The organism is Eikenella glucosivorans, assembly GCF_016025525.2.
Classification (GTDB): Bacteria; Pseudomonadota; Gammaproteobacteria; order Burkholderiales; family Neisseriaceae; genus Eikenella; species Eikenella glucosivorans.
Genome location: NZ_JACSGR010000006.1, coordinates 130,058 through 150,007 on the forward strand (window position 1 = coordinate 130,058; position 19,950 = coordinate 150,007).

The 19,950-nt window shown below is 59.1% G+C and carries 19 protein-coding genes; 3 read left to right on the top strand and 16 right to left on the bottom strand.

Going from position 1 to position 19,950, the window contains the following annotated elements; genetic code table 11:
• Positions 1–67 precede the first annotated feature (67 nt).
• Positions 68–1,174, bottom strand: a complete 1,107-nt coding sequence (serC, locus tag H9Q10_RS08700; RefSeq protein ID WP_197903682.1) for a 3-phosphoserine/phosphohydroxythreonine transaminase — start codon at positions 1,172–1,174, stop codon at positions 68–70.
• A 500-nt stretch (positions 1,175–1,674) separates the two neighbouring features.
• On the opposite strand from serC, the gene H9Q10_RS08705 reads away from it, so the two are divergent.
• Positions 1,675–4,167 carry a TonB-dependent receptor domain-containing protein gene (locus H9Q10_RS08705; RefSeq protein ID WP_197903570.1) on the top strand — a complete coding sequence of 831 codons (2,493 nt, stop codon included), beginning with the start codon at positions 1,675–1,677 and terminating at the stop codon, positions 4,165–4,167.
• A gap of 180 nt (positions 4,168–4,347) precedes the next feature.
• Here H9Q10_RS08705 and ilvN read toward each other — a convergent pair whose 3' ends face one another.
• The 7 genes from ilvN to H9Q10_RS08740 form a co-directional block, all read right to left on the bottom strand.
• Positions 4,348–4,839, bottom strand: a complete 492-nt coding sequence (gene ilvN / locus H9Q10_RS08710) for an acetolactate synthase small subunit (RefSeq protein WP_197903571.1) — start codon at positions 4,837–4,839, stop codon at positions 4,348–4,350.
• Positions 4,839–6,617, bottom strand: coding sequence for a biosynthetic-type acetolactate synthase large subunit (gene ilvB, locus H9Q10_RS08715; RefSeq protein WP_197903572.1), 1,779 nt, complete (start codon positions 6,615–6,617; stop codon positions 4,839–4,841). Before ilvB ends, ilvN begins: the two co-directional genes overlap by 1 nt.
• 560 nt (positions 6,618–7,177) lie before the next feature.
• Positions 7,178–7,366, bottom strand: a complete 189-nt coding sequence (locus tag H9Q10_RS08720) for a hypothetical protein (protein ID WP_197903573.1) — start codon at positions 7,364–7,366, stop codon at positions 7,178–7,180.
• The gene (locus H9Q10_RS08725; protein WP_197903574.1) at positions 7,363–8,127 is read right to left on the bottom strand and encodes a lysophospholipid acyltransferase family protein; all 765 of its coding nucleotides are present in this window, start codon (positions 8,125–8,127) and stop codon (positions 7,363–7,365) included. Before H9Q10_RS08725 ends, H9Q10_RS08720 begins: the two co-directional genes overlap by 4 nt.
• Positions 8,127–8,684 carry a D-glycero-beta-D-manno-heptose 1,7-bisphosphate 7-phosphatase gene (gene gmhB, locus H9Q10_RS08730; RefSeq protein ID WP_197903575.1) on the bottom strand — a complete coding sequence of 186 codons (558 nt, stop codon included), beginning with the start codon at positions 8,682–8,684 and terminating at the stop codon, positions 8,127–8,129. Before gmhB ends, H9Q10_RS08725 begins: the two co-directional genes overlap by 1 nt.
• A 51-nt stretch (positions 8,685–8,735) precedes the next feature.
• Positions 8,736–9,278 (bottom strand): dTDP-4-dehydrorhamnose 3,5-epimerase, encoded by a 543-nt coding sequence (gene rfbC, locus H9Q10_RS08735; protein WP_197903576.1) that lies wholly within the window; start codon positions 9,276–9,278, stop codon positions 8,736–8,738.
• Between the two features lie 262 nt (positions 9,279–9,540).
• On the bottom strand, positions 9,541–9,930 hold the full coding sequence (locus H9Q10_RS08740; protein WP_197903577.1) for a DUF488 domain-containing protein: 390 nt from the start codon (positions 9,928–9,930) through the stop codon (positions 9,541–9,543).
• A gap of 138 nt (positions 9,931–10,068) precedes the next feature.
• Here H9Q10_RS08740 and H9Q10_RS08745 point away from each other — a divergent pair, with 138 nt between their 5' ends.
• Positions 10,069–10,527, top strand: a complete 459-nt coding sequence (locus H9Q10_RS08745; protein WP_197903578.1) for a hypothetical protein — start codon at positions 10,069–10,071, stop codon at positions 10,525–10,527.
• Between the two features lie 307 nt (positions 10,528–10,834).
• Here H9Q10_RS08745 and H9Q10_RS08750 read toward each other — a convergent pair whose 3' ends face one another.
• Positions 10,835–12,028, bottom strand: a complete 1,194-nt coding sequence (locus H9Q10_RS08750; protein ID WP_197903579.1) for an amino acid aminotransferase — start codon at positions 12,026–12,028, stop codon at positions 10,835–10,837.
• A gap of 332 nt (positions 12,029–12,360) precedes the next feature.
• Between H9Q10_RS08750 and H9Q10_RS08755 the strand changes: the two genes are divergently transcribed.
• Complete coding sequence (locus tag H9Q10_RS08755) at positions 12,361–13,158, top strand: formate/nitrite transporter family protein (protein WP_197903580.1); 798 nt, start codon at positions 12,361–12,363, stop codon at positions 13,156–13,158.
• Positions 13,159–13,678: 520 nt separating this feature from the next.
• Here the strand turns inward: H9Q10_RS08755 and nadD are convergent.
• The 7 genes from nadD to ppx form a co-directional block, all read right to left on the bottom strand.
• A complete protein-coding gene (gene nadD / locus H9Q10_RS08760) occupies positions 13,679–14,299 on the bottom strand; it encodes a nicotinate-nucleotide adenylyltransferase (RefSeq protein WP_197903581.1) in 621 nt (206 codons plus the stop codon).
• Positions 14,300–14,449: 150 nt separating this feature from the next.
• Positions 14,450–15,757 (bottom strand): MFS transporter, encoded by a 1,308-nt coding sequence (locus H9Q10_RS08765; protein WP_197903582.1) that lies wholly within the window; start codon positions 15,755–15,757, stop codon positions 14,450–14,452.
• The gene (ccoS, locus tag H9Q10_RS08770; protein ID WP_197903583.1) at positions 15,754–15,933 is read right to left on the bottom strand and encodes a cbb3-type cytochrome oxidase assembly protein CcoS; all 180 of its coding nucleotides are present in this window, start codon (positions 15,931–15,933) and stop codon (positions 15,754–15,756) included. The genes H9Q10_RS08765 and ccoS overlap by 4 nt, the downstream gene beginning before the upstream one ends.
• On the bottom strand, positions 15,933–16,244 hold the full coding sequence (locus tag H9Q10_RS08775; RefSeq protein ID WP_197903584.1) for an HLGFF motif protein: 312 nt from the start codon (positions 16,242–16,244) through the stop codon (positions 15,933–15,935). The genes ccoS and H9Q10_RS08775 overlap by 1 nt, the downstream gene beginning before the upstream one ends.
• Before the next feature lie 92 nt (positions 16,245–16,336).
• The gene (locus H9Q10_RS08780; RefSeq protein WP_197903585.1) at positions 16,337–16,873 is read right to left on the bottom strand and encodes an NUDIX hydrolase; all 537 of its coding nucleotides are present in this window, start codon (positions 16,871–16,873) and stop codon (positions 16,337–16,339) included.
• Positions 16,874–16,972: 99 nt separating this feature from the next.
• On the bottom strand, positions 16,973–18,166 hold the full coding sequence (locus H9Q10_RS08785) for a lysozyme inhibitor LprI family protein (protein ID WP_197903586.1): 1,194 nt from the start codon (positions 18,164–18,166) through the stop codon (positions 16,973–16,975).
• Positions 18,167–18,423: 257 nt separating this feature from the next.
• On the bottom strand, positions 18,424–19,917 hold the full coding sequence (gene ppx / locus H9Q10_RS08790) for an exopolyphosphatase (protein ID WP_197903587.1): 1,494 nt from the start codon (positions 19,915–19,917) through the stop codon (positions 18,424–18,426).
• Between the last annotated feature and the right edge of the window lie 33 nt (positions 19,918–19,950).

Genomic DNA, 19,950 nt, shown 5'->3' on the forward strand with positions numbered 1-19,950 from the left:
CTGAAAAGGAGAAGGCTACCTGAAAAATAATTTTCAGGTAGCCTAATTATACGCTCGAGCCAGAGGCTTAGCCGTAGCGTTTTTGGAATTCGCGCATGAATTCGATCAGGGCTTCTACGCCTTGCAGGGGCATGGCGTTGTAGATGCTGGCGCGCATGCCGCCCATGCTCTTGTAGCCGCGCAGCAGGCGCAGGCCGCGGGTGGTGGATTCTTGGGCGAAGAGCTCGTCGAGCTCCGGATTGCCGGTGCTGAAGATGACGTTCATCTTGGAGCGGGCGGCGGGGGCGACGGGGTTGCGGTAGAAGCCGCCGCTGTTGTCGATGGCGGCATACAGGGTTTTGGCTTTGAGGGTGTTGATGGTTTCCATTTGGGCCACGCCGCCTTGCGATTGCAGCCAGCGGAACACGAGGCCGGCGATATAGATGGGGTAGGTGGCGGGGGTGTTGTACATGCCTTGGCGCATGAGGTGGGAGCGGTAGTTCCACACATCGGGCACGCGCTCGGAGCAGCGTTCGAGCAGGTCTTCGCGGATGATGACGATGGTGGCGCCGGAGGGGCCGATGTTTTTCTGCGCGCCGGCGTAGATCACGCCGTAGTCGGCCACGTTGATGCGGCGGGAGAGGATTTCGCTCGACATGTCGCACACGAGGGGCGGCATGCCGGCACCGAGCTTGGGCGCTTCGCGGTATTGCAGGCCGTGCACGGTTTCGTTGATCACGAAATGCACGAAGGCGGAGCTGGGATCGATGTCCCAAGAGGATACGGGCGGCAGGTCGGTGTAGTTGAACTCTTCGCCGCCGTGTGCGGCCAGATGGATGTTTACATCGGAAAGTTTGCCCATTTCCTGGTGGGCGATGCGGCTCCAGTTGCCGGTCACCACGGAATCGACGCGCTTGAAGCCGTTGCTCAGGTTCATCACGGTCATGTTGAATTGGGCGCTGGCGCCGCCTTGCAGGAAAAGGACTTTATAGTTGTTCGGGATGTCGAGCAGCTGGCGCAGGTCTTGCTCGGCATGGTAGAGGATGCTCATGAACACGTCGGAGCGGTGGCTCATGGTCATCACGGAAAAGCCGGTGCCGTTGTAGTCGAACATTTCGCTTTGCGCGGTGCGCAACACGGATTCCGGCAACACGGCGGGGCCAGCGGAGAAGTTATAAATCGGGGTGTTCACGATTGGGCTCGGATAAAAAGGCAGCGTTTGCCGCCGGGGTTGGAACAATTTGCTGATGGGATGGATAGGGATTCTATGCTGCGCCTTAGGCGGCGGCAAGGATTCCTGCGGTTTTTTAATAGATGCCTTAGTAGTGAAAAACTGTAAGTTAACTATTATTTCTGATATTAAAAAGTGATTTTCACTACCTTATTTTAATTTTTGGTGTTTGTTGCTGATGGTTTGCTGGAAGCAAGAGAAGGGCGCTGTGTGGCGGTTTTGGTCTTTGCTCGTAAACAAGTTTTCAGGTAGCCCTTACCTTTGCGGCCATGCTTCACGTGGGGATTTTCGCTGAAATCATATTGGTTTGTATAAAGATATGTGAACGCGTGCGGAGGCAAAAATTTGTATTTGGAATACCCGTAATAAATTATGTCATTTAATTAGTTTGATTTTCTTAATATAATGAGAATAGTTTTAATTCATTATATGGGTGAATCATGCAGGCGAAGCGCAAAATTGGGTTGAGTTATGCGAAGATTGGCAGAGTGACTTTGGCGGTGTGGCTGGCGTTTAACGGAGCAACCGCCTTGGCCGACACGGCAACGGGATCAGAACCGAAAGCCGACACCGAATTGAGCGATATTGTCATACGCGGGCAATCCGCCAAGCAGCGCAGCTTTACCGACAGCAAATCCACCACCCACATCAGCCGAGAGGAATTGAACCGCTACAGCGTGATTTCCACCGGCGACATGCTTAAAGGCGTGGCGGGTGTGAACGTGGGCGACGTGCGCAACGGCGGCGGCTTGGACGTGAATATCCGTGCCGCCCAAGGGCAAAACCGCGTGGCGGTGCAAGTGGATGGCGGCGAGCAGATGGTGAATGTGTACCGCGGTTATTCCGGCACGCAGCAGCGCAGCTATATCGACCCTGACCTTATCGGCAAGGTGGACATTGAAAAAGGCGTGAGCATGGAAAGCGGCGCTTCCGGCTCGATTGGCGGTGTGGTGCGGATGCAGACGCTGGGCATCAACGATATCGTGCCGGAAGGCAAAGATTACGGCGTGCGCATCAAAAGCAGCATCAGCAGCAACAGCATCAAGCCCAACGGGCTTAGCACTTATGAACGCCGCCGATTTTCAATGGTTACTCCACGTACCGATCAAAGCCGTGCGTGGGAAAATTTAGGCAGGAGCCACAGCATTGCCGCCGCTTGGCGCAATGACCGTTTCGAAATTTTAGGAGCATACGTATTGCGCCAGCAGGGCAACTATTTCGCCGGTAAACACGGCTGGCAGCAACCCGGAACAACACGGGAAAATACTCCGCCAGAGCGGGTGACCGATTGGAACTTCCGCCCGGGCGAAGAAGTGTTGAACACTTCCAGTGTTACCCGTTCCTATCTGCTTAAGGGCGCATGGAACATCACACCCGAACATCGTCTGAGTGCGTCTTACCGCCATTTTCATGGCGAAATCGGCGACATCATGCCTTCTGCCATTTCGCGTAGAACACAAAGCCCGCAATACATTGTTCCTGGTTTGGCACAATGGCCGGCGGGCGATACCCGTATCAATGCCTACAATCTCGACTACCGTTATACGCCCGATAATCCGTGGGTAGATTTGAAAGTGGGGTTGTGGAGCACGCACAGTAAAACCAATTTACTCAATGCTTCTTCCTCATATGCGCCAACAGGTTTGGAATACCAGCATGCTAGGGCGTACTCGTGGTCACCACAGGACGCCACCAATTGGGGCATTAATGTGAGCAACAAATCGCGTTGGGAAAATGGTGCGGGCAAGTGGCAGTTGCATACCGGCGCAGATTACAGACACGAGCGGGTTAAACCACAGGATTGGGTGGTTACCGATGAAATCGACAAACGTGCCGAACGGGTGATTCGGGATGCTACCCGTTGGGAAGGTAGCGTGTTCGGCAATCTGGAATACAGCCCGAGCGATTTGCTCAGCCTGCGCGCCGGCGGCCGCTACAGCCGCTTCGCCAATCACGATCACAACCGTTGGCCCGTTGATCCTTGGTTCTGTACTGGTGCCGGTTGTGGCACAAACGATATGAGTTTCTTTAAGCCTCGCAATCAGATTACCGATGCCGATTTGGCGCGTTTCCCCCTGCTTGAGCCCAAAACCTATCGCGGCAGCGGCTTTGCCCCTTCGTTCGGCCTGACGTGGCGTTTCGCCCCCGGCAGCCAAGTGTATGCCAACTACGCCCAAGGCATCCGCCTGCCCGCCCAGTTTGAAACCAGCATGGGCACGGCCAATGTGCGCACTATTGCCGAGCTGAAGCCGGAACGCGCCCGCAATCTGGAACTCGGCATCAGCACCGTGCAAAACAGTCTGTTCCGCACCGACGACCGCGCCATGTTCAAGCTGGCCTATTTCCACAACGACTATAAAAACTACATCACCCGTTTCCTGGATCCGGAGGCATACTTCAGCACCGCGCAATTCATGTATTTCCGCAACCTAGACCGCTTCAAGGTATCCGGTTTCGAAACCCAGGCCTCCTACGACAACGGGCGCGTATTCGCCGATTTCTCGGCCACCTATTATCAGAAGGCAAGGGTGTGCGACCGCTTTATTTCATCCCGTCTGTCGGGCAACCCGCGTCTCGGCTACGTGCCCGAATGTGTGGACGGCGGCTTCGGCAGCTCTTATTCTGCCGCGCAAAACCCACCCAAATACATGCTCAGCCTCACCGGCGGCCTCCGCTTCTTCAATCAGAAGCTGACGACCGGCGCCCGCATCACCCACACCTCGCCGCCAATTACCAAGATGGACCGCCCTTATCACCGCATCATCACGACCTATCAGAAATACTACGGCCGCGTGACCACGGTGGATTTATTCGCCAACTACAAAGTAGGCCGCAACGCCACACTGAATTTCGGCGTAACCAACCTGACCAACCGCTATTACCTCGACCCACTGGCGCAAAGCTATATGCCGGCACCGGGCCGAAACATCACGCTGGGCTTTGAAGCCAGATTCTGATTTGGCGGCATGAAAGAAAAGCTGCGGCAGGGGTTTGATTCTGCCGCAGTTTATTTTTCAGGTAGCCTGAAGCGGCGTAGAAAAGGAAAACCTTTGCCGCAAATATTTTCAGGTAGCCTGTATTGCTGTGAACAGGCTACCTGAAAATTTCCAGCCTATCTTAAATAGGCTAATCAGACATCAAATCTTCAAAATCCGCTCGCCGCGCCCGATGCCGGCGGCGCCGGTGCGCACGGTTTCCAGAATCAGGCCTTTGGGCACGGTTTCCAGGAAACTGCTGAGCTTGTCGCTGGTGCCGGTGATTTCGATCACGTAGCTTTTGTCGGTTACATCCACCACCTGGCCGCGGTAGATGTCGGTGAGGCGCAGTAGCTCGTCGCGGTCTCTGCCCACGGCGCGCACTTTCACCAGCATCAGCTCGCGTTCCACATGGCGGCAGTGATTGAAATCAATCACTTTCACCACTTCCACCAGTTTGTTCAGCTGTTTGGTGATCTGCTCCACAATCTGATCGTTGCCATGGGTAACGATGGTCATGCGCGAGAGGGTGGCGTCTTCCGTGGGGGCGACGGAGAGGGAGTCGATGTTGTAGCCGCGTGCCGAAAACAGCCCGACCACACGGCTCATGGCGCCGGATTCGTTTTCCATCAAAACGGATAAAATGTGTCGCATTATGGCACGCTCCTTTTGTCGTAGTGGCGGTCGGTTACTTCGTTTACGTCGGAATCGGCTTTGCGCTCGCGCATGTGCGGCGGCAGCACCATTTCGTTCAGGCCTTTGCCGTTGCCGACCATGGGGAAGACGTTTTGCTTGCGGTCCACCACGAAATCCATAAACACCAGGCGGTCTTTCAAGGCCAGCGCCTCGCGCAGCGCGCCTTCCACATCGGCCGGATTGCTGATGCGCATGCCCACATGGCCGTAGGCTTCGGCCAACTTCACGAAGTCGGGCAGGGTGTCGAAATAGGTTTCCGCCTCGCGGTTGCTGTAATACAGCTCCTGCCACTGGCGCACCATGCCCAGGTAGCCGTTGTTCAGGCAAATGATTTTCACCGGCAGATTGTATTGTTTGCAGGTAGCCAATTCTTGAATATTCATCTGCACCGAGCCTTCGCCGGTGATGCAGCAGATGTCGCGTTCGGGCGCGGCCAAATAGGCGCCCATGGCATAGGGCAGGCCCACGCCCATGGTGCCCAGGCCGCCGGAGTTGAGCCACTGGCGCGGCTCATCGAAGGGGTAATACTGCGCGGCAAACATCTGGTGCTGGCCCACATCGGAAGTGATGATGGCCTGACCGTTCGTGACCTCGGCCAGCGTGCGGATCACCTGCTGCGGCAGAATCACATCGGAGCGCGGCTCGATATACAGGCAGTCGCGGCTGCGCCAGGCTTCGATCTGCTGCCACCATTTTTCCAAGGCGGCGGGGTTGAGCGCCAGCTCCTGCTTGCGCCACAGGCCGAGCATTTCCGCCAGCACCAGCTTCACATCGCCCACAATCGGCACGTCCACCTTCACGCGCTTGGCGATGCTGGAGGGGTCGATGTCGATGTGGATGATTTTCTTCGGTGTTTCCAAGAATTTGCCGGGCACGGAAATCACGCGGTCGTCGAAACGCGCGCCCACCGCCAAAATCACGTCGGCGTTTTGCAGGGCCAAGTTGGCTTCATAGGTGCCGTGCATGCCGGGCATGCCGAGGAAGCGGCGGTCGGAGGCCGGGTAGCCGCCCAAGCCCATCAGCGTGCCGGTGCAGGGGATATCCAGCAGGCGCACCAAGTCGGCAAGCTGCTCGGAAGCGTTGCCCAAAATCACGCCGCCGCCGAAATACACCAGCGGGCGTTTGGCCGCAGCCAGCATTTGCACGGCCTTTTTGATTTGGCCGATGTGCCCGTGGGTAACCGGCTGGTAGGAACGGATGAAAATGTCTTCCTGCGGATAGCTGAATTTCGACAGCGTTTGCGTAGCGTCTTTGGTGATGTCCACCACCACCGGGCCGGGGCGGCCGCTGCGGGCGATTTGGAAGGCCTTTTTGATGGTGGGCGCTAAGTCGTCCACCGCCGTAACCAGGAAATTGTGCTTCACGCAGGGGCGCGATACGCCCACCATGTCGATTTCCTGAAAGGCATCCGTGCCCACCGCCGGCGAGGCCACCTGGCCGGAAATCACCACCAGCGGGATGGAATCGCTGTAGGCGGTGGCAATGCCGGTGATGGCGTTGGTGGCGCCCGGGCCGGAGGTAACCAGCGCCACGCCCACCTTGCCGCTCACGCGCGCATAAGCGTCGGCGGCGTGTACCGCGGCCTGCTCGTGGCGCACCAGGATATGCTCGAATTTGTGGAGTTGATAGATGGCGTCGTAGATTTCCAGCACTGCGCCGCCGGGATAACCGAACACGTATTCCACGCCCTCGGCTTTGAGACTTTGCACCAATATTTGTGCGCCTGATAATTGCATCAAACCTCTCCTTTATGCACATCAGCCGATCGTGCGGCGGCGGCTTTACCACGGCATGGTAATGCGCTGGCTGGAGCCGGGCGGTTTGGGGTACGCGAAACGGCAACAACCGGTAACAGCCCGACGCCGCATCCGTCGGAAGAGATGCAGGGGTTGTGTAAAAAAGGGAAAAGCAAGATACCGTAGGGCGGCGCAAAAAACAAGGGTTTGGAATGCAAAGGCGCTTCGGCGGCGGCAAGGAGCCGGGCGGCAGGATTGGCGCGGGGAAGAAGCTGGATAAGTGAAAGCTTCCTGATTACAATCGATTAGCTAGAGCAGATACTGCAAAATAGTGCGGGGGGAGGAGAAGAGGCTACCTGAAAATAAATTTTCTTTTGGCTAAGGGAAGGCCGGATTGCTGCACGGCCAGAAACAACGGATGGCTACCTGAAAAATAAACCGCCAACGCAGCTGAAACTTGCGTTTCAGATTGGCAGAAACGGGGCTTCGGCTGCGAAAACATTTGCCTGCTTCGGAGAGGCTCGCGCGTTTTCAGGTAGCCTCTCCATGCCAACCGCGGCTCAGCCGATCAATCCCAAGTAATACAGCAGGCTTGCGGCAATCGCGGCCAGGCCGCCGCCGATGATGAGGTGCCGCCAGAAGGGGCGGATTTCGCTGTGGCGCAGGTCGGCGGCCAGGTGGCGCCACACGAACAGGCCGGCGGCGAGGGCGAATGCGATGGCGCCCACGGTGTCGCCGTTTGCATTCATGCCGTGCCGCCTTCCTGCGGGCCGTTTTTCTGTCCGCCGTAGCAGGGGCCAAGGCCGGTGATGCGCGGCATCTGACTTTCGATGGCCGCTTCGCAGGCGGCGGTGAGCTCGCTGATGCTGCCGGAATCGTGCTTAATCGGCGGGCAGATGATCACGCTCACTTCGCCGGGATGCTTGAGGAAGGCGTTTTTCGGCCAGAATTCGCCGCTGTTGAGCGCCACGGGCACGATGTCCATTTCCAAAAGTTTGGCGGTGCGGGCGGCGCCGTTTTTGTAGCGGCCGCGGCTGCCGGGCTTCACGCGCGTGCCTTCGGGGAAGATGGTGATCCAGAACCCCTGCGCTTTGCGTTTGCCGCCCTGCTCGATGATTTGGGCGGAAGCTTTGCCGGGGTTGCGCCGGTCGATGCCGATGGTGCCGGCGAGCTTGAGCCCCCAGCCGAAGAAGGGGATGAGGAAGAGCTCGCGTTTGGCCACGAACACTTGCGGCGGGAAGATTTTTTGTGTGGCCAGCGTTTCCCAACCGGATTGGTGTTTGCAGCAGATGATAGCGGGGCCGGCGGGGATGTTTTCGGCACCTTCCACGCGGTATTTGAGGCCGACGATGTTTTCCAAGAGCCACATCAGCATCAGCGCCCAGCGGGTGGCGAGGGTGTGGATGCCGCGCGGGAAGGGGGCGGCCAGCAGCAGCACGACAAACAGGGGCGGGGTGATGAGCGCCATCAGCAGCCAGTAGGCGAGGTTTCTTATCCACAGGGAAAGCATCAGGCCTCCTGTTCGGCTTCGGTTTGGTTGACGAGGTGTTGGGCGAAGGCGAGCAGGTCGTCGAACACTTGGGTGTTTTCAGGCAGCCCGCCGGCGGAGAGGGTTTTTTTGCCTTTTCCGGTGAGCACGAGCACGGGCTGGCCGCCCACGGCGTCGATGGCCTGTAAATCGCGCAGGCTGTCGCCCACGAGGTAGGCGTCTTGGGCGTTGGTGTTGAAGCGGTTGAGGATGTCTTCCACCATGCCGGGCTTGGGCTTGCGGCAGTGGCAGTGGTCGGCGTCGGTGTGGGGGCAAAACCAGATGCCGTCGATGCTGCCGCCGGCTTCGTGGGCGAGGCGGTGCATTTTTTCGTGCATTTCGTTGAGGTCTTGCATGGAGAAGTAGCGGCGGCCGATGCCGGATTGGTTGGTGGCGATGGCCACGGTGTAGCCGGCCTGCTTGAAGAAGGCGACGGCATCCATGCTGCCGGGCAGGGGCACCCATTCTTCTTCGGATTTAACAAAGTCGTCGCGGTCTTGGTTGAGCACGCCGTCGCGGTCGAGGATGATCAGTTTCATGGCGGGATGTTTTTAGGTTGGGCTGGGTGGGCGGGATTTTTCAGGTAGCATTTAATCGAACAGGGCGGCTTGGGCGAGGGGGCGGCCGGCGGCGTCTTTGGCGGAGAGCTGCGGCGGGCCGGAGAGCGGCCAGTCGATACCCACGGCGGGATCGTGCCAGAACAGGGTGTGTTCGTGTTCGGGCTGGTAGTAATCGGTGCAGCGGTATATGAGGTCGGCGTGGCTGCCGGTAACGTAGAAGCCGTGGGCGAAGCCGGGCGGTATCCACATTTGGTAGCGGTTTTCGGCGGAGAGCACGGCACCCACCCAATGCCCGAAGGTGGGCGAGGAGCGGCGCAAATCCACGGCCACGTCGAACACGGCGCCAGACACGACGCGCACGAGTTTGCCTTGCGGGCAAACGGTTTGATAGTGCAGGCCGCGCAATACGCCGTGCTCGGAGCGGGAATGGTTTTCTTGCACGAAGGTGTGGCGGCCGATGTGTTGGCGGAACCAGCTGTCGCGGAAGGTTTCCATGAAGAAGCCGCGTTCGTCGCCGTGTATTTGGGGCTCGAGGATTTTGACGTCGGGCAGGGCGGTGTCGAAGATGTTCATGCGGATGTGTGCGGGGGGATGAGTGCGAAGGCGCTATTCTACCGAGAATGCGGGGGGTGAGGCTACCTGAAAAACGTTAGCTTTAATGAAGCTTCCGCAAAGCGGGCGTGGCTGGGTGGAGGCTATATCAACGAGGAGGATTGTTTTGGCTTCGCAGAAAACCGCTGTGCTCGTTTTCAGGTAGCCGCTATTCACAACAAAAGGCTACCTGAAAAATATCCGGCACAAAGCAGAGGCATATCAAGCTAAAAATGGCAACGCTTTAATCTGGTGCTACCGCATCGCCGCCCCAATCGACCGTTTCCCAGCCGAGCACCTGCGCCAGCACGGAAAGGTGGCTTTGCTGCGGATGGCGCACGGCGGTAAGCAGCACGGTATCCGGCGCGGCGGCGAGCTGCTGCTTGAGCGCGAGCAGGGCAGCATGGGCGCTGCCGTGTTGCAGCTCTTCGGCGTAGCGGGCGGCGAATTCTGGGAAACGTTCTTGCGGCGCGGCGTGATACCAGCGGCGCAGTTCGGCGGAGGGGGCGATGTCTTTGAGCCACTGCACGGCGGCAAAGGTTTCCTTGCGGATGCCGCGCGGGTAGAGGCGGTCGCAGAAGATGGCGGGGGCGGAAGAGGGCGTGTAGCCGTAGATGCGGCGGATGGCGGGCATGGCGGGGCTTTCGGGGTGTGCCGGTTGGGAAAGGATGCACTGTTTTCAGGTAGCCTTTTAGCGGGTTGGGCTACCTGAAAACACTTAGTGTTTATAATCGCGCCTATCATACGCCCATTTTCTATTAGAAAGTTTGCCATGTGCTACACCGTATTGCTCAGCACCGACTGCCCCGATGATTTGTTTTCCCAAAACGGCGACGGCATCTGTTTCCAGCCTGCCGATGGGCAGAGTGTGCAGGAAGCCGCCATGCCCTATGCGCGCAACTACGACGTGGTGGGAGACGGCTCGGATGGCAGCCATGGCGGCTGCGGCTGTTGCTTTTCCCTGTATGGCGACGGCGCTTTTGCCGAATACGGCTTTCACGAGCCGGAAATTGCATCGCTGGAGATGTTGGAACGATCGCCTATGCGGGAAACCCTGCATTTGCAGGAGGTAATCCGGCGGCTGGTGCGGCAGGGCTGGCGCGTGCAGCTGGCTACGGTGTGGGCGGAAAATTGGGGCGGTTTGCCGCAAGGGGCGGAAATGGTGGCGATGGCGGGGCTGAACCCGCTGCATTTTGCGCTGTATGAGAATGTGCGCTTTGAGTTTGTGTGAGGTTTGGGCTGTGTTGTGGGAAACCGTTGCGTGGTTTTAGCTTCGCAGAAACTCCGCTTCCTGCGGAAGCTCCGTTTTAACTTCGTTGAAGCTGAGGCTTTCAGGTAGCCTTTTTTTGGGCTTGAGGGCTACCTGAAAAATAGCGGGTAGGCGGTTGCCAAACCCAGCATTCCATCCGTTCTTCTGCTGGGTTGCACCTAAAACTAAACCAATCTACCCGTGTTGAACGATTTCATTATATAAAAGGCTACTTGAAAACCGGTTCGCACCGTTTTCAGGTAGCCTTCTTATCCCAGCCTGCCTGCGCTTATTTCAACACTTCGGCAAAGGCGTTGGCCACGTAGTCGATATTCTTCTCGTTCAGGCCGGCCACGCACATGCGGCCGTTGCTTACCATGTAGATGGCAAATTCTTTTTGCAGCCGTTCCACCTGCTCGGGCGAAAGGCCGGTGAAGCTGAACATGCCGCGCTGTTTGGTGAAGTAGCCGAAATCGCGGCCGGGCACTTTGGCGCTGAGCACTTCCTGCAGGCGGCTTCGCATGGCGCGGATGCGGTCGCGCATTTCATACACTTCGCCTTCCCATTGCTTAAACAGGGCTTCGTTGTTCATCACGCCGTCCACCACGGCGTTGCCGTGCGAGGGCGGGCTGGAATAGATGCGGCGCACGGTGAATTTGAGCTGGCCGAGCACGAGTTTGGCTTCTTCGGCGCTGGGGCAGGCCACGGAAAGGCCGCCCACGCGCTCGCCGTAGAGCGAGAGGTTTTTCGAGAAGGAGTTGCTCACGAACACGGGCAGGCCGATTTCCACGGCGCGGCGCACGGCATATACGTCGCTTTCCAAGTCGTCGGCGAAGCCTTGGTAGGCAATATCCATGAAGGGGATGAGCTTTTTCTCTTTGATGATGCCCAGCAACTCGTCCCACTGCTCGCGGGTGAGGTCTACGCCGGTGGGGTTGTGGCAGCAGGGGTGCAGGATGAGCACGTCGTTTTCGTTCAGCGTGCGGAAGAAGTCTTTCATTTCTTGGAACTTCACGCCGATGGTGGCCGGGTCGTAGTAGGGGTATTTGCCCACTTCGAAGCCGGCGCCTTCAAAGATGCTCACATGGTTGCCCCAGGTGGGGTTGCTCACGTAGCACTTGGCCTGCGGAAACCATTCGCGGATGAAATCGGCGCCCACGCGCAGCGCGCCAGAGCCGCCGAGCGATTGGATGGTGGCGATGCGGCCTTCTTTCACGGCGGGGTTGTCGGCGCCGAACAGCAGTTTTTGGCAGGCGGCGCGGTAGGCGGGCGTGCCTTCCATCGGCAGGTAGCCGCGCGGGCGGGGGGTTTCGGCCAGGGCGCGCTCGACGGTTTTCACGCATTCGAGCACGGGCAGGCGGCCTTCGCCGTCGTAGTAAACGCCCACACCGAGATTGACTTTCTCGCTGCGCGGGTCTTGGTTGTATTTCTCCATCAGGCCGAGGATGGGGTCGCCGGGGTAGAACTCAACGTGCTGGAACATGGTGGTCTTCCTTGAAATTCGTTGGGGAAAGGGGAAAAACGGGCGGAATGAAACGGCGCGATTTTACGCCGGTTTGCGGGGGAGAGGCTACCTGAAACGGCGGCAGCGCACAACAGAGATTCTCGTATCGGGCAGGAAAATTCTGCCGAGCCGCGCCGAATTATTTCGAGCGAAACGATGCTAAATCAAACAAAGCGCAAATAAACCCGCAAAACGGTTTGCATGGGCAAAGGGTTTCAGGTAGCCTTGCGTGCCGGCTGAAACCGCGCGGCCGAAGCACGGTATCAAACACATATTCACAATTGATTTATAGCGATTTTAAGGGAGGGTTTATGCAGGGCTCGACGTTTGTTTCCACCATCGAATACAACTGCCGCAAGAAATCGGCGCTGTTCGACGGCAACAAGGCCAAATATGCGGTGCGCTCGATGTATGCCGGAGTAATACTCACGCTGGGCACGGCGGCGGGCGTGGTGGCGGCGGATACGCTCAATATGGTGCATCCTGCGCTGGGGCGTTTTGCCTTTCCGTTTATGTTTTCCTGGGGGCTGGTGTATATCCTCTCGCTCAACGCGGAGCTCACCACTTCCAATATGATGTATCTCACCGCCGGCACATTTCTGAAAAAAATCAAATGGCAGAAAGCGCTGGCGATTTTGATGTATTGCACGCTCTTCAACCTGCTCGGCTCGATTCTGGCCGCCTGGCTGTTTGACCAAACCAGCGCGTTTGCCGGGCTGACTGCGCACAATTACCTGCCCAGCCTGGTGGAGCACAAGCTGGAGCGGGGCAGCCGGCTGGTGTTGTTTGAAGGGATCATGGCCAATCTGTATGTGAACGTGGCGGTGCTGGCTTATCTGCTGCTGAAGGAGCAGATGGCGAAAATCGTGGGCGTGTTTGCGGCGGTGTATATGTTTGTGTTTCTGGCCAACGAGCACGTGGCGGCAAACTTTGCTTCTTTCTCGCTGGTGGCGTTCAACCCGATTGCCGGCGAGGTGGGGCACTTTGAAATGCTGAACATCCTGCGCCATTGCAGCATCGCTTTCTTCGCCAACTGGGTGGGCGGCGGCCTGCTGATCGGTTTGCCTTATGCCTTCCTGAATAGGGATGAAGAGCGTTATGTGGATTGATGTTTGAAACGGATTGGATGAGGAAAAAGCGGCCTGCCGGCTGCTTTTTTGTTGGGCGCGGATTGGGATGGTAAGCATTTTTCAGGTAGCCAGGTTACGGCTTGGAGGCTACCTGAAAAAAGAAATCTGTGAAATTTATTATGCTTAATATGCCTGTTTATAAAGTGTAAATTGGAGTTTAGGCAGCTTTTCAAATTTCAGGTAGCCTTTGCCATTTGTAAACCTTTAACCCTTGCGCCTCATGCAGGCGCGGGCACTTCCTTTCTTTGCTTCGCCAAAGAAAGGAAGCAAAGAAAGACGACTGCGGGCACAGGTTTGCTGCGCAAACTTCCCTCACTCCGCCCGAAAAACCGCGCTCCGTTCGGCTGCGCCAGCAGGGATGGCGAAGAATTGCATATTTGCGGTGAATATTCCGTTTTTGGTTATCACATAAGCAAAAGCTGCTGGGGTGTTTGGTTTTAAAAACTTTGCTTTATTGTATTTTCAGGTAGCCTTTCGTGCTGAGGCTACCTGAAAATAGTTATCGGGCGCGGGGCGGGATGTGGTAGAGATGATGTTGGCGGATGTAGGCGAGCACGGCGGGGGGGAGGTCAGGGCTGGTGCCGCTGGCGGCGAGCTGCTGGCGGATTTGGGTGGAGCTGGCGGGCAGGGGGGCGGCTTGCAGGATGTGCAGCCAGCCTTGCGGCAGGGCTTCGGCCAGCCAGGCTTGCAGCTGGGCGGGGGCTTGGGCGAGGCTGCTGCCGGGGCGGGGGGCGGCGGCGATGCGGCATTGGCGCACGAGGCTTTGCCAGCGGTGCCAGGTGTGCAGCTGGAGGAGGCTGTCTATGCCGACGAGCAGCCAGAGGTCGGCGGCGGGGAAGTGCTGGCGGAAGATTTGCACGGTGTCGTGGGTGTAGGTGGCGCCTTGGCGGACGATGTCGCAGTCGCTGACGGCGAAGCGGGGGTCGGCTTGGGTGGCGATTTCGGCCATGGCGAGGCGGTGGGCGGCGGGGGTGCGGGGGGCGGTTTTGTGGTAGGGGTCGCCGGCGGGCAGGAAGATGACGCTGTCGAGGCGGAGTTCGTCGGCGAAGCTGCGGGCGATGTGCAGGTGGCCGCTGTGGATGGGGTCGAAGGTGCCGCCGAAGAGGCCGATGGAGGGCATGGTGGGTTCCTGATGGCTGTGGTGGGGTGGGCTTGGCTGCTTAGGGGTTGGTTGGTGCTGCCTGGAAATCTTGGCTTTCTATTTTTCAGGTAGCCTCAGCCCTCGGGCTACCTGAAAGCGTGAGCTTCGGCGAAGCTAATCACTGCGCGCTCATTCTTCTTTGCCAAACCATTTTTTCACGCCTTCGCCAATCGGCGGGGCGATTTTCAGCAAATACACCAGCACCACGATGTTGCCGAGCGCCACAACGAGGTACAGCAGGTTGATGCTGTCGAACAGCCACAGCAAGATGGCGGAAAGCAGGGCGGCGGCCACCATGAAGAAGCCGTTCACGATATTGTTGGCGGCGATGGCGTGGGCGCGGAATTCTTCGCTGCTGGCGGTTTGCAGCCAGGTGTAGAGCGGCACCGAGAAAAAGCCGCCGCAGAAGCCGAGCAGCACGATGCACAGCATCACGGCATAAGCGTCGCCGCGCAGCAGGAAGCTGCCGATACCGCCGTATTCGTGGTAGCGCGCGCCGTGGGTGAGCGCCACCAGCAGGAGGCCGAACACGGCCATGCCCACCGTGCCCACCGCCACCCAACCAAGGTTGAGCCTGCGGTGGCTCAGCTTGGCGCACACTACCGAGCCGCTGCCGATGCCGATGGAAAACAGGGTGAGCATCAGGTTGAACACGTTGTCGTTGCCGCCCAGGTGCAGCTTGGTGAAGGTGGGTAGCTGGGTGGTGTACACCGCGCCGATAAACCAAAACCAGGAAATGCCGATGATGGCGGCGTAGATGTTTTTATCGGCAAAGGCTTGTTTCAGGATGGTTTTCGAGTTGCGAACGATGTACCAGTCGATTTCGGCATCCGGCGTTTTCGGCGCCACACGCGGCATAAACATGCTGGCCACCAGCCCGCCCACGGCAATCAAAAGCAGAAATACGGATACGGTTACGCCGCCGATGCCGGCCAGAATCGTGCCCAAAATCTGACCGAACAGGATGGCCAGAAAGGTGCCGCTTTCAATCAGGCTGTTGCCCACAATCAGCTCGTTGCTGTCGAGATAATCGGGCAGCACGGCGTATTTGAGCGGGCCGAACAGGGTGGATTGCAGGCCCATCAGGAAAATGCTGAACAGCAGCAGCCACAGCGATTGGGTGAGGAAGCCCACCGTGGCCAGCATCATGATCAGCACTTCCGCCACCTTCACCACCACCGCCATGCGGCCGCGGTCGAATTTATTGCACAGCTGGCCGGAGAGCGCGGAAAACAGGAAAAACGGCAGCACGAATAACAATGCGCTCACATTAATCATTTGCGCCGGCTCGATGAGGCCGTTTTGCCCCAGACCGTAGAAGCTGATCATGGTGGCCAGCGCGATTTTGAACAGGTTGTCGTTGAGCGCGCCGAGAAACTGGGTGCCGAACAGCGGGGCGAAGCGGCGGGAAGTGGCGAATTTGAAACCGGAGTTCATGATTTGTCCTGCGGGGGAGTGGGGTCGGAATGGACGGAATCGTCGTCCATCAGGATGCGGTGGGCGGGGCCTTCTAAGTCGTCGAACTGGCCGCTGTGGCTGGACCACCAGAAAAAGTAGCCGATGATGAAGGCCAGCACGATGCTGATGGGGATGAGGATAAACACGCTCTCCATCAGAGGTTCCCTTCCAAATCGGTGAGCAGCAGGGTATGGCCGCCGAGGCGCAGGTATTGCTGGCGGATGTCGGCGGCGGGGCTGCCTGCGGCATCGTATAGCGCGATGCCTTCGCCCTGCGCCTGCCAGGCGAGCAGCTGGCCGGCCAGTGCGGCGAGCGTGCGGGCGGGCGCGGCGGCATCGGGCGGCAGTGAGGCTTCGTGCGGCTGGATCATGGCGTGGCCGGATTGGGGCTCGTCGTCGCTGTCGGCGGTGAGCACGAGGAAGCCGAGCAGGGTGCCGTTTTCGGTGCTGAGGGTGAATTGGCGCATTTTTCAGGTAGCCTTTGATGTTTCAGGTAGCCCTTTTCGGCCGGGCTGGCTTAGGTTTCGGCCCAAGCTGTTTTTCAGGTAGCCTTTGTTGCTTATTTGCTGTTGAGCAGCCAGTATTGCAGGCCGATCAGGGTTTTGGCGTCTTGGATTTGGTTGGCGGCGATGGCTTCTTGCACGGCTTGGCGGGAGAGCAATACGGTTTCGACGAATTCGTCCGGGTCGGGCTCTCGGGCGCTGGTGGGCGTGATGCCTTCGGCGAGGTAGAGGTACATTTTTTCGTCGCAGAAGCCGGGGGCGGTGTAGAAGGTGTGCAGGAGGCGCACGCTTTGGGCGCGGTAGGGGGTTTCTTCTTCGAGCTCGCGCGCGGCGCACACGGCGGGGTCTTCGCCGGGGTCGAGCTTGCCGGCGGGCAGTTCGAGCAGGGCGGCGCCGGTGGCATAGCGCCATTGGCGCACAAGCACGACTTTTCCGGCTTCGGTTACGGCGAGCACGCAGGCGGCGCCGGGGTGGCGGATGACGATGCGGTAGCTTTGGTTGCCGTTGGGCAGGCGCACGGTGTCGCGGGCGATGGTGACGAATTTGCCGTCGAAAATGGGCTCGGAGGAGAGTTGGGTTTCGGTGAGGTTCATGGTGTGCGGTGGGACATGGGGCTACCTGAAAGCGTCAGCTTCAACGAAGTTAAAACGGGGCTGGAATTTCAGGTAGCCTTTGCCTTTGGTGGGTTCGGGTTATTGGGAAACGTAGCCGCGCAGTTCTCTGGCTTTGCTGCGGGCTTCGGCGGCGGTGCATTCGAGGCGGGCGAGCTGGCCGCTGTTGCCGCCGCCGGCCTGCTGGCCTGCCTGGGCGCATTTGGCGGCGCTGCTGGCGCTCCAGGATTGGTAGTCTTGGCCGATGATGTCTTTCACGTCGGCGGGCACGCTCTGCCACACGTTGCGCAATTCTTGCTGGGCGGCTTGGGCGCGTTGGGCGGCTTCATTGAGCTGGTTGCCGGTGTAGGCTTCGGCTTCCTGCTTGAGGTTGGGGATGCGCTGCTGCACTTCGCGGGTGTCGCATTCGATGCGCAGGGCTTCCTGCTCCAGCGGGTCGGTGGAATCGGCCTTGCTTTGGTAGGCGCATTGGCTGGCGCGCAGGCGGTTCCATTGGTTTTGTGCATCTTTAAGCGCGGTTTGGGCGGCGGCGGGCAGGGCCTGCCAGGCTTTGTTGAGGTTGTCGTGCGCCTGTTTATTTTCGGTGCGCAAAAGGTCGATGCGGGCTTGCAGGCGGGTTTGGTCGAGGGTGTTGAGCTCTTGCTGGCGGGTTTCTTCGGCTGCACTTTGCCGGCGGATTTCGGTCACTTGTTTGGCCAGGTCGGGGGCGGCGAGGTAGAAGGCTAGGGGCGGTTGCAGGCCGGAGGAGGCTGTTTTGCTGTCCACGTTGATCACGAGTTTGTCGCCACTGTCGGTTTGGCTGACGGTATAGCTGAGCGGGCGGATATAGCCGCCTTGGCCGTCGGGTTTGAGGCTTGGGTCGCCGGCAACCATCATTTCGTTGTATTCGATGCCGTCGCTTTCGTTGATTTCCATGTAATCGGAAATGCTTTGCTTCAGGCGGGCTTGGGCTTCCGGTTTGGGTGCAAAGCGCAGGGTGGCTTCGCAGGCGAGCTGTTTGCTGCCTTCGGAAGCGGCTTGGGTGGTGCGGATGTCGGTGATGTCGAAGCCGAGCTGGTCGAGGGCGGCTTGGATTTCGGCGGTACCGACTTGCGGGGAGGGTAGTTCGTGGTCGCTGGGCGGGAAGGCTGTGGCTTGGATTTGGGCTTTGAGCTGTTCGAGGGCCTGCGGTGCTTCGCAGCTGAGGGTGACGGTGGAATTGGTTTCTTCTTTGCCGCAGGCGGCGAGCGCGGCGGCGATGAGGAGGGCGAAGACGGGTTTCATCAGGGGTTTCATGACAGGCTCCTTTGAAGGCGGATGGCGGTATTTTACCTGCAACGGGGCGGGGGTGGCAGGAAATTTTGGCTGTGTGGCGGCATGGTTTTGATTTGGGTTGAAGCGGTGTTTTCGCTTCGCCGGAGTTGGGTTTCAGATGGCCTTTGCTGTGTGGGCTACCTGAAACATGCTTGGGATAATGTTGGATTAGGTTTTCAGGTAGCCTTTATGCTTGGCCGGGCGCATGATGGGCTACCTGAAAACGGATGCGGCGCTTGCTATTGCAGCAGCAGCCCGAAGCGGATGCTGATTTTACGCCACTGTTCGGCATCGTCGGCGAGGGCGCCGGCGGTGAGGGGGTTGTCTTCGGGCCATTGGCGGCTGATGGCGAGGGTGTAGGTTTTGTTGCCGTAGCTCAGGCGGGTGCCGGGCGGGAGGGTGATGGGCTGGCGGGCGCGGCAGAACAATACGGCCAGCCGCAGGGCGGCAATGGCGAGCCACATGCTGCGGCTGACGGGCAGCTCGGCCATTTTTTTCAGGTCGCCGCGCTGACCGAGGGCGAGGGTGGCGAGGATGCGCTGCTCTTGGCGGGAGAAGCCGGGCATGTCGGCCTGCTCGAGGATGTAGGCGGAATGTTTGTGGTAGGCGGTGTAGGCGATGTCGGTGCCGATTTCGTGCACAAGTGCGGCCCAGCGCAGGTATTGCTGCCAGTAGCGGCGTTCTTTTTCGGGCTCGTGTTCGGCGAGCATGTCGAAGAATTGGGCGGCAAGGCTAGCCACGCGCTCGGCTTGGTTGGCGCTCACATGGTAGCGCTCTTGGAAGCGGGCGATGGTTTGGTCACGCATGTCTTCGTTGAGGCTGCGGCCGATGAGGTCGTAGAACACGCCGTCGCGCAGGGCGGCATCGGTTACGGCCATGCTGTCGATGTCGAGCTCGGCAAATACGGCGCTCATCACGGCCAGGCCGCCGGCGAACACTTCGATGCGGTCGGCCTTCATGCCTTCGAATTTGGCTTTTTTGGCGCTGCCGGCTTCGATGAGGCGCTGGCTGATGTTTTGCAGGGCGGCGCGGGTGATGCGGTTGTCTTCGGGGTTGGCGGCGGCGATGAGGTCGCGCAGGGTGCGGGCAGTGCCGGAGGTGCCGACGGCGAGCTGCCAGCCGGTGCTGTTCAGCAGTTTGGCGATGCGCTGGATTTCGCTGCGGGCGGTGTTTACGGCGAGTTTGAACGAGGAGGCGGACACTTTGCCCTTGGGGAAGAAGCGCAGGGTGTAGCTCACGCAGCCGAGGTTGAGGCTTTCGGTAACGTCGGGCTGGAGGGCGCTGCCGATCACGAATTCGGTGGATCCGCCACCGATGTCCACCACGAGCATGCGGCCGCTGCCGGGCGGCAGGGTGTGGATGACGCCGGTGTAGATGAGGCGGGCTTCTTCACGCCCGGCGATGATTTCGATGGGGAAGCCGAGGGCGGCTTCGGCGCGGGGCATGAAGGGGGCGATGTTTTTGGCCACGCGGAAGGTGTTGGTGGCTACGGCGCGCACTTGTTCGGGCGGGAAGCCGCGCAGGCGTTCGTGGAATTTGGCCAGACAGGCGAGGGCGCGCTCTTGGGCGGCTTGGTCGAGCTGTTTGTGTTCGTCGAGCCCGGCGGCGAGGCGCACCATGTCTTTGATGGAATCAACGATTTGCAGCTGGCCGTTGTGGTTGGTGCAGATTTGCAGGCGGAAGCTGTTGGAGCCGAGGTCTACTGCGGCCAGCATGTTGGCGGGGATGGTCATATCGGATAGGCCGGGTGGAAAGCGCGTATCTTA

What these genes read in the sequence shown, in the direction of transcription:
- ilvN (WP_197903571.1), bottom strand. Translation starts at nt 4,839, where the DNA reads ATGCGACACATTTTATCCGTTTTGATGGAAAACGAATCCGGCGCCATG.
- ilvB (WP_197903572.1), bottom strand. Translation starts at nt 6,617, where the DNA reads ATGCAATTATCAGGCGCACAAATATTGGTGCAAAGTCTCAAAGCCGAG.
- H9Q10_RS08720 (WP_197903573.1), bottom strand. Translation starts at nt 7,366, where the DNA reads ATGAATGCAAACGGCGACACCGTGGGCGCCATCGCATTCGCCCTCGCC.
- H9Q10_RS08725 (WP_197903574.1), bottom strand. Translation starts at nt 8,127, where the DNA reads ATGCTTTCCCTGTGGATAAGAAACCTCGCCTACTGGCTGCTGATGGCG.
- gmhB (WP_197903575.1), bottom strand. Translation starts at nt 8,684, where the DNA reads ATGAAACTGATCATCCTCGACCGCGACGGCGTGCTCAACCAAGACCGC.
- rfbC (WP_197903576.1), bottom strand. Translation starts at nt 9,278, where the DNA reads ATGAACATCTTCGACACCGCCCTGCCCGACGTCAAAATCCTCGAGCCC.
- H9Q10_RS08740 (WP_197903577.1), bottom strand. Translation starts at nt 9,930, where the DNA reads ATGCCCGCCATCCGCCGCATCTACGGCTACACGCCCTCTTCCGCCCCC.
- H9Q10_RS08745 (WP_197903578.1), top strand. Translation starts at nt 10,069, where the DNA reads ATGTGCTACACCGTATTGCTCAGCACCGACTGCCCCGATGATTTGTTT.
- H9Q10_RS08750 (WP_197903579.1), bottom strand. Translation starts at nt 12,028, where the DNA reads ATGTTCCAGCACGTTGAGTTCTACCCCGGCGACCCCATCCTCGGCCTG.
- H9Q10_RS08755 (WP_197903580.1), top strand. Translation starts at nt 12,361, where the DNA reads ATGCAGGGCTCGACGTTTGTTTCCACCATCGAATACAACTGCCGCAAG.
- nadD (WP_197903581.1), bottom strand. Translation starts at nt 14,299, where the DNA reads ATGCCCTCCATCGGCCTCTTCGGCGGCACCTTCGACCCCATCCACAGC.
- H9Q10_RS08765 (WP_197903582.1), bottom strand. Translation starts at nt 15,757, where the DNA reads ATGAACTCCGGTTTCAAATTCGCCACTTCCCGCCGCTTCGCCCCGCTG.
- ccoS (WP_197903583.1), bottom strand. Translation starts at nt 15,933, where the DNA reads ATGGAGAGCGTGTTTATCCTCATCCCCATCAGCATCGTGCTGGCCTTC.
- H9Q10_RS08775 (WP_197903584.1), bottom strand. Translation starts at nt 16,244, where the DNA reads ATGCGCCAATTCACCCTCAGCACCGAAAACGGCACCCTGCTCGGCTTC.
- H9Q10_RS08780 (WP_197903585.1), bottom strand. Translation starts at nt 16,873, where the DNA reads ATGAACCTCACCGAAACCCAACTCTCCTCCGAGCCCATTTTCGACGGC.
- H9Q10_RS08785 (WP_197903586.1), bottom strand. Translation starts at nt 18,166, where the DNA reads ATGAAACCCCTGATGAAACCCGTCTTCGCCCTCCTCATCGCCGCCGCG.
- ppx (WP_197903587.1), bottom strand. Translation starts at nt 19,917, where the DNA reads ATGACCATCCCCGCCAACATGCTGGCCGCAGTAGACCTCGGCTCCAAC.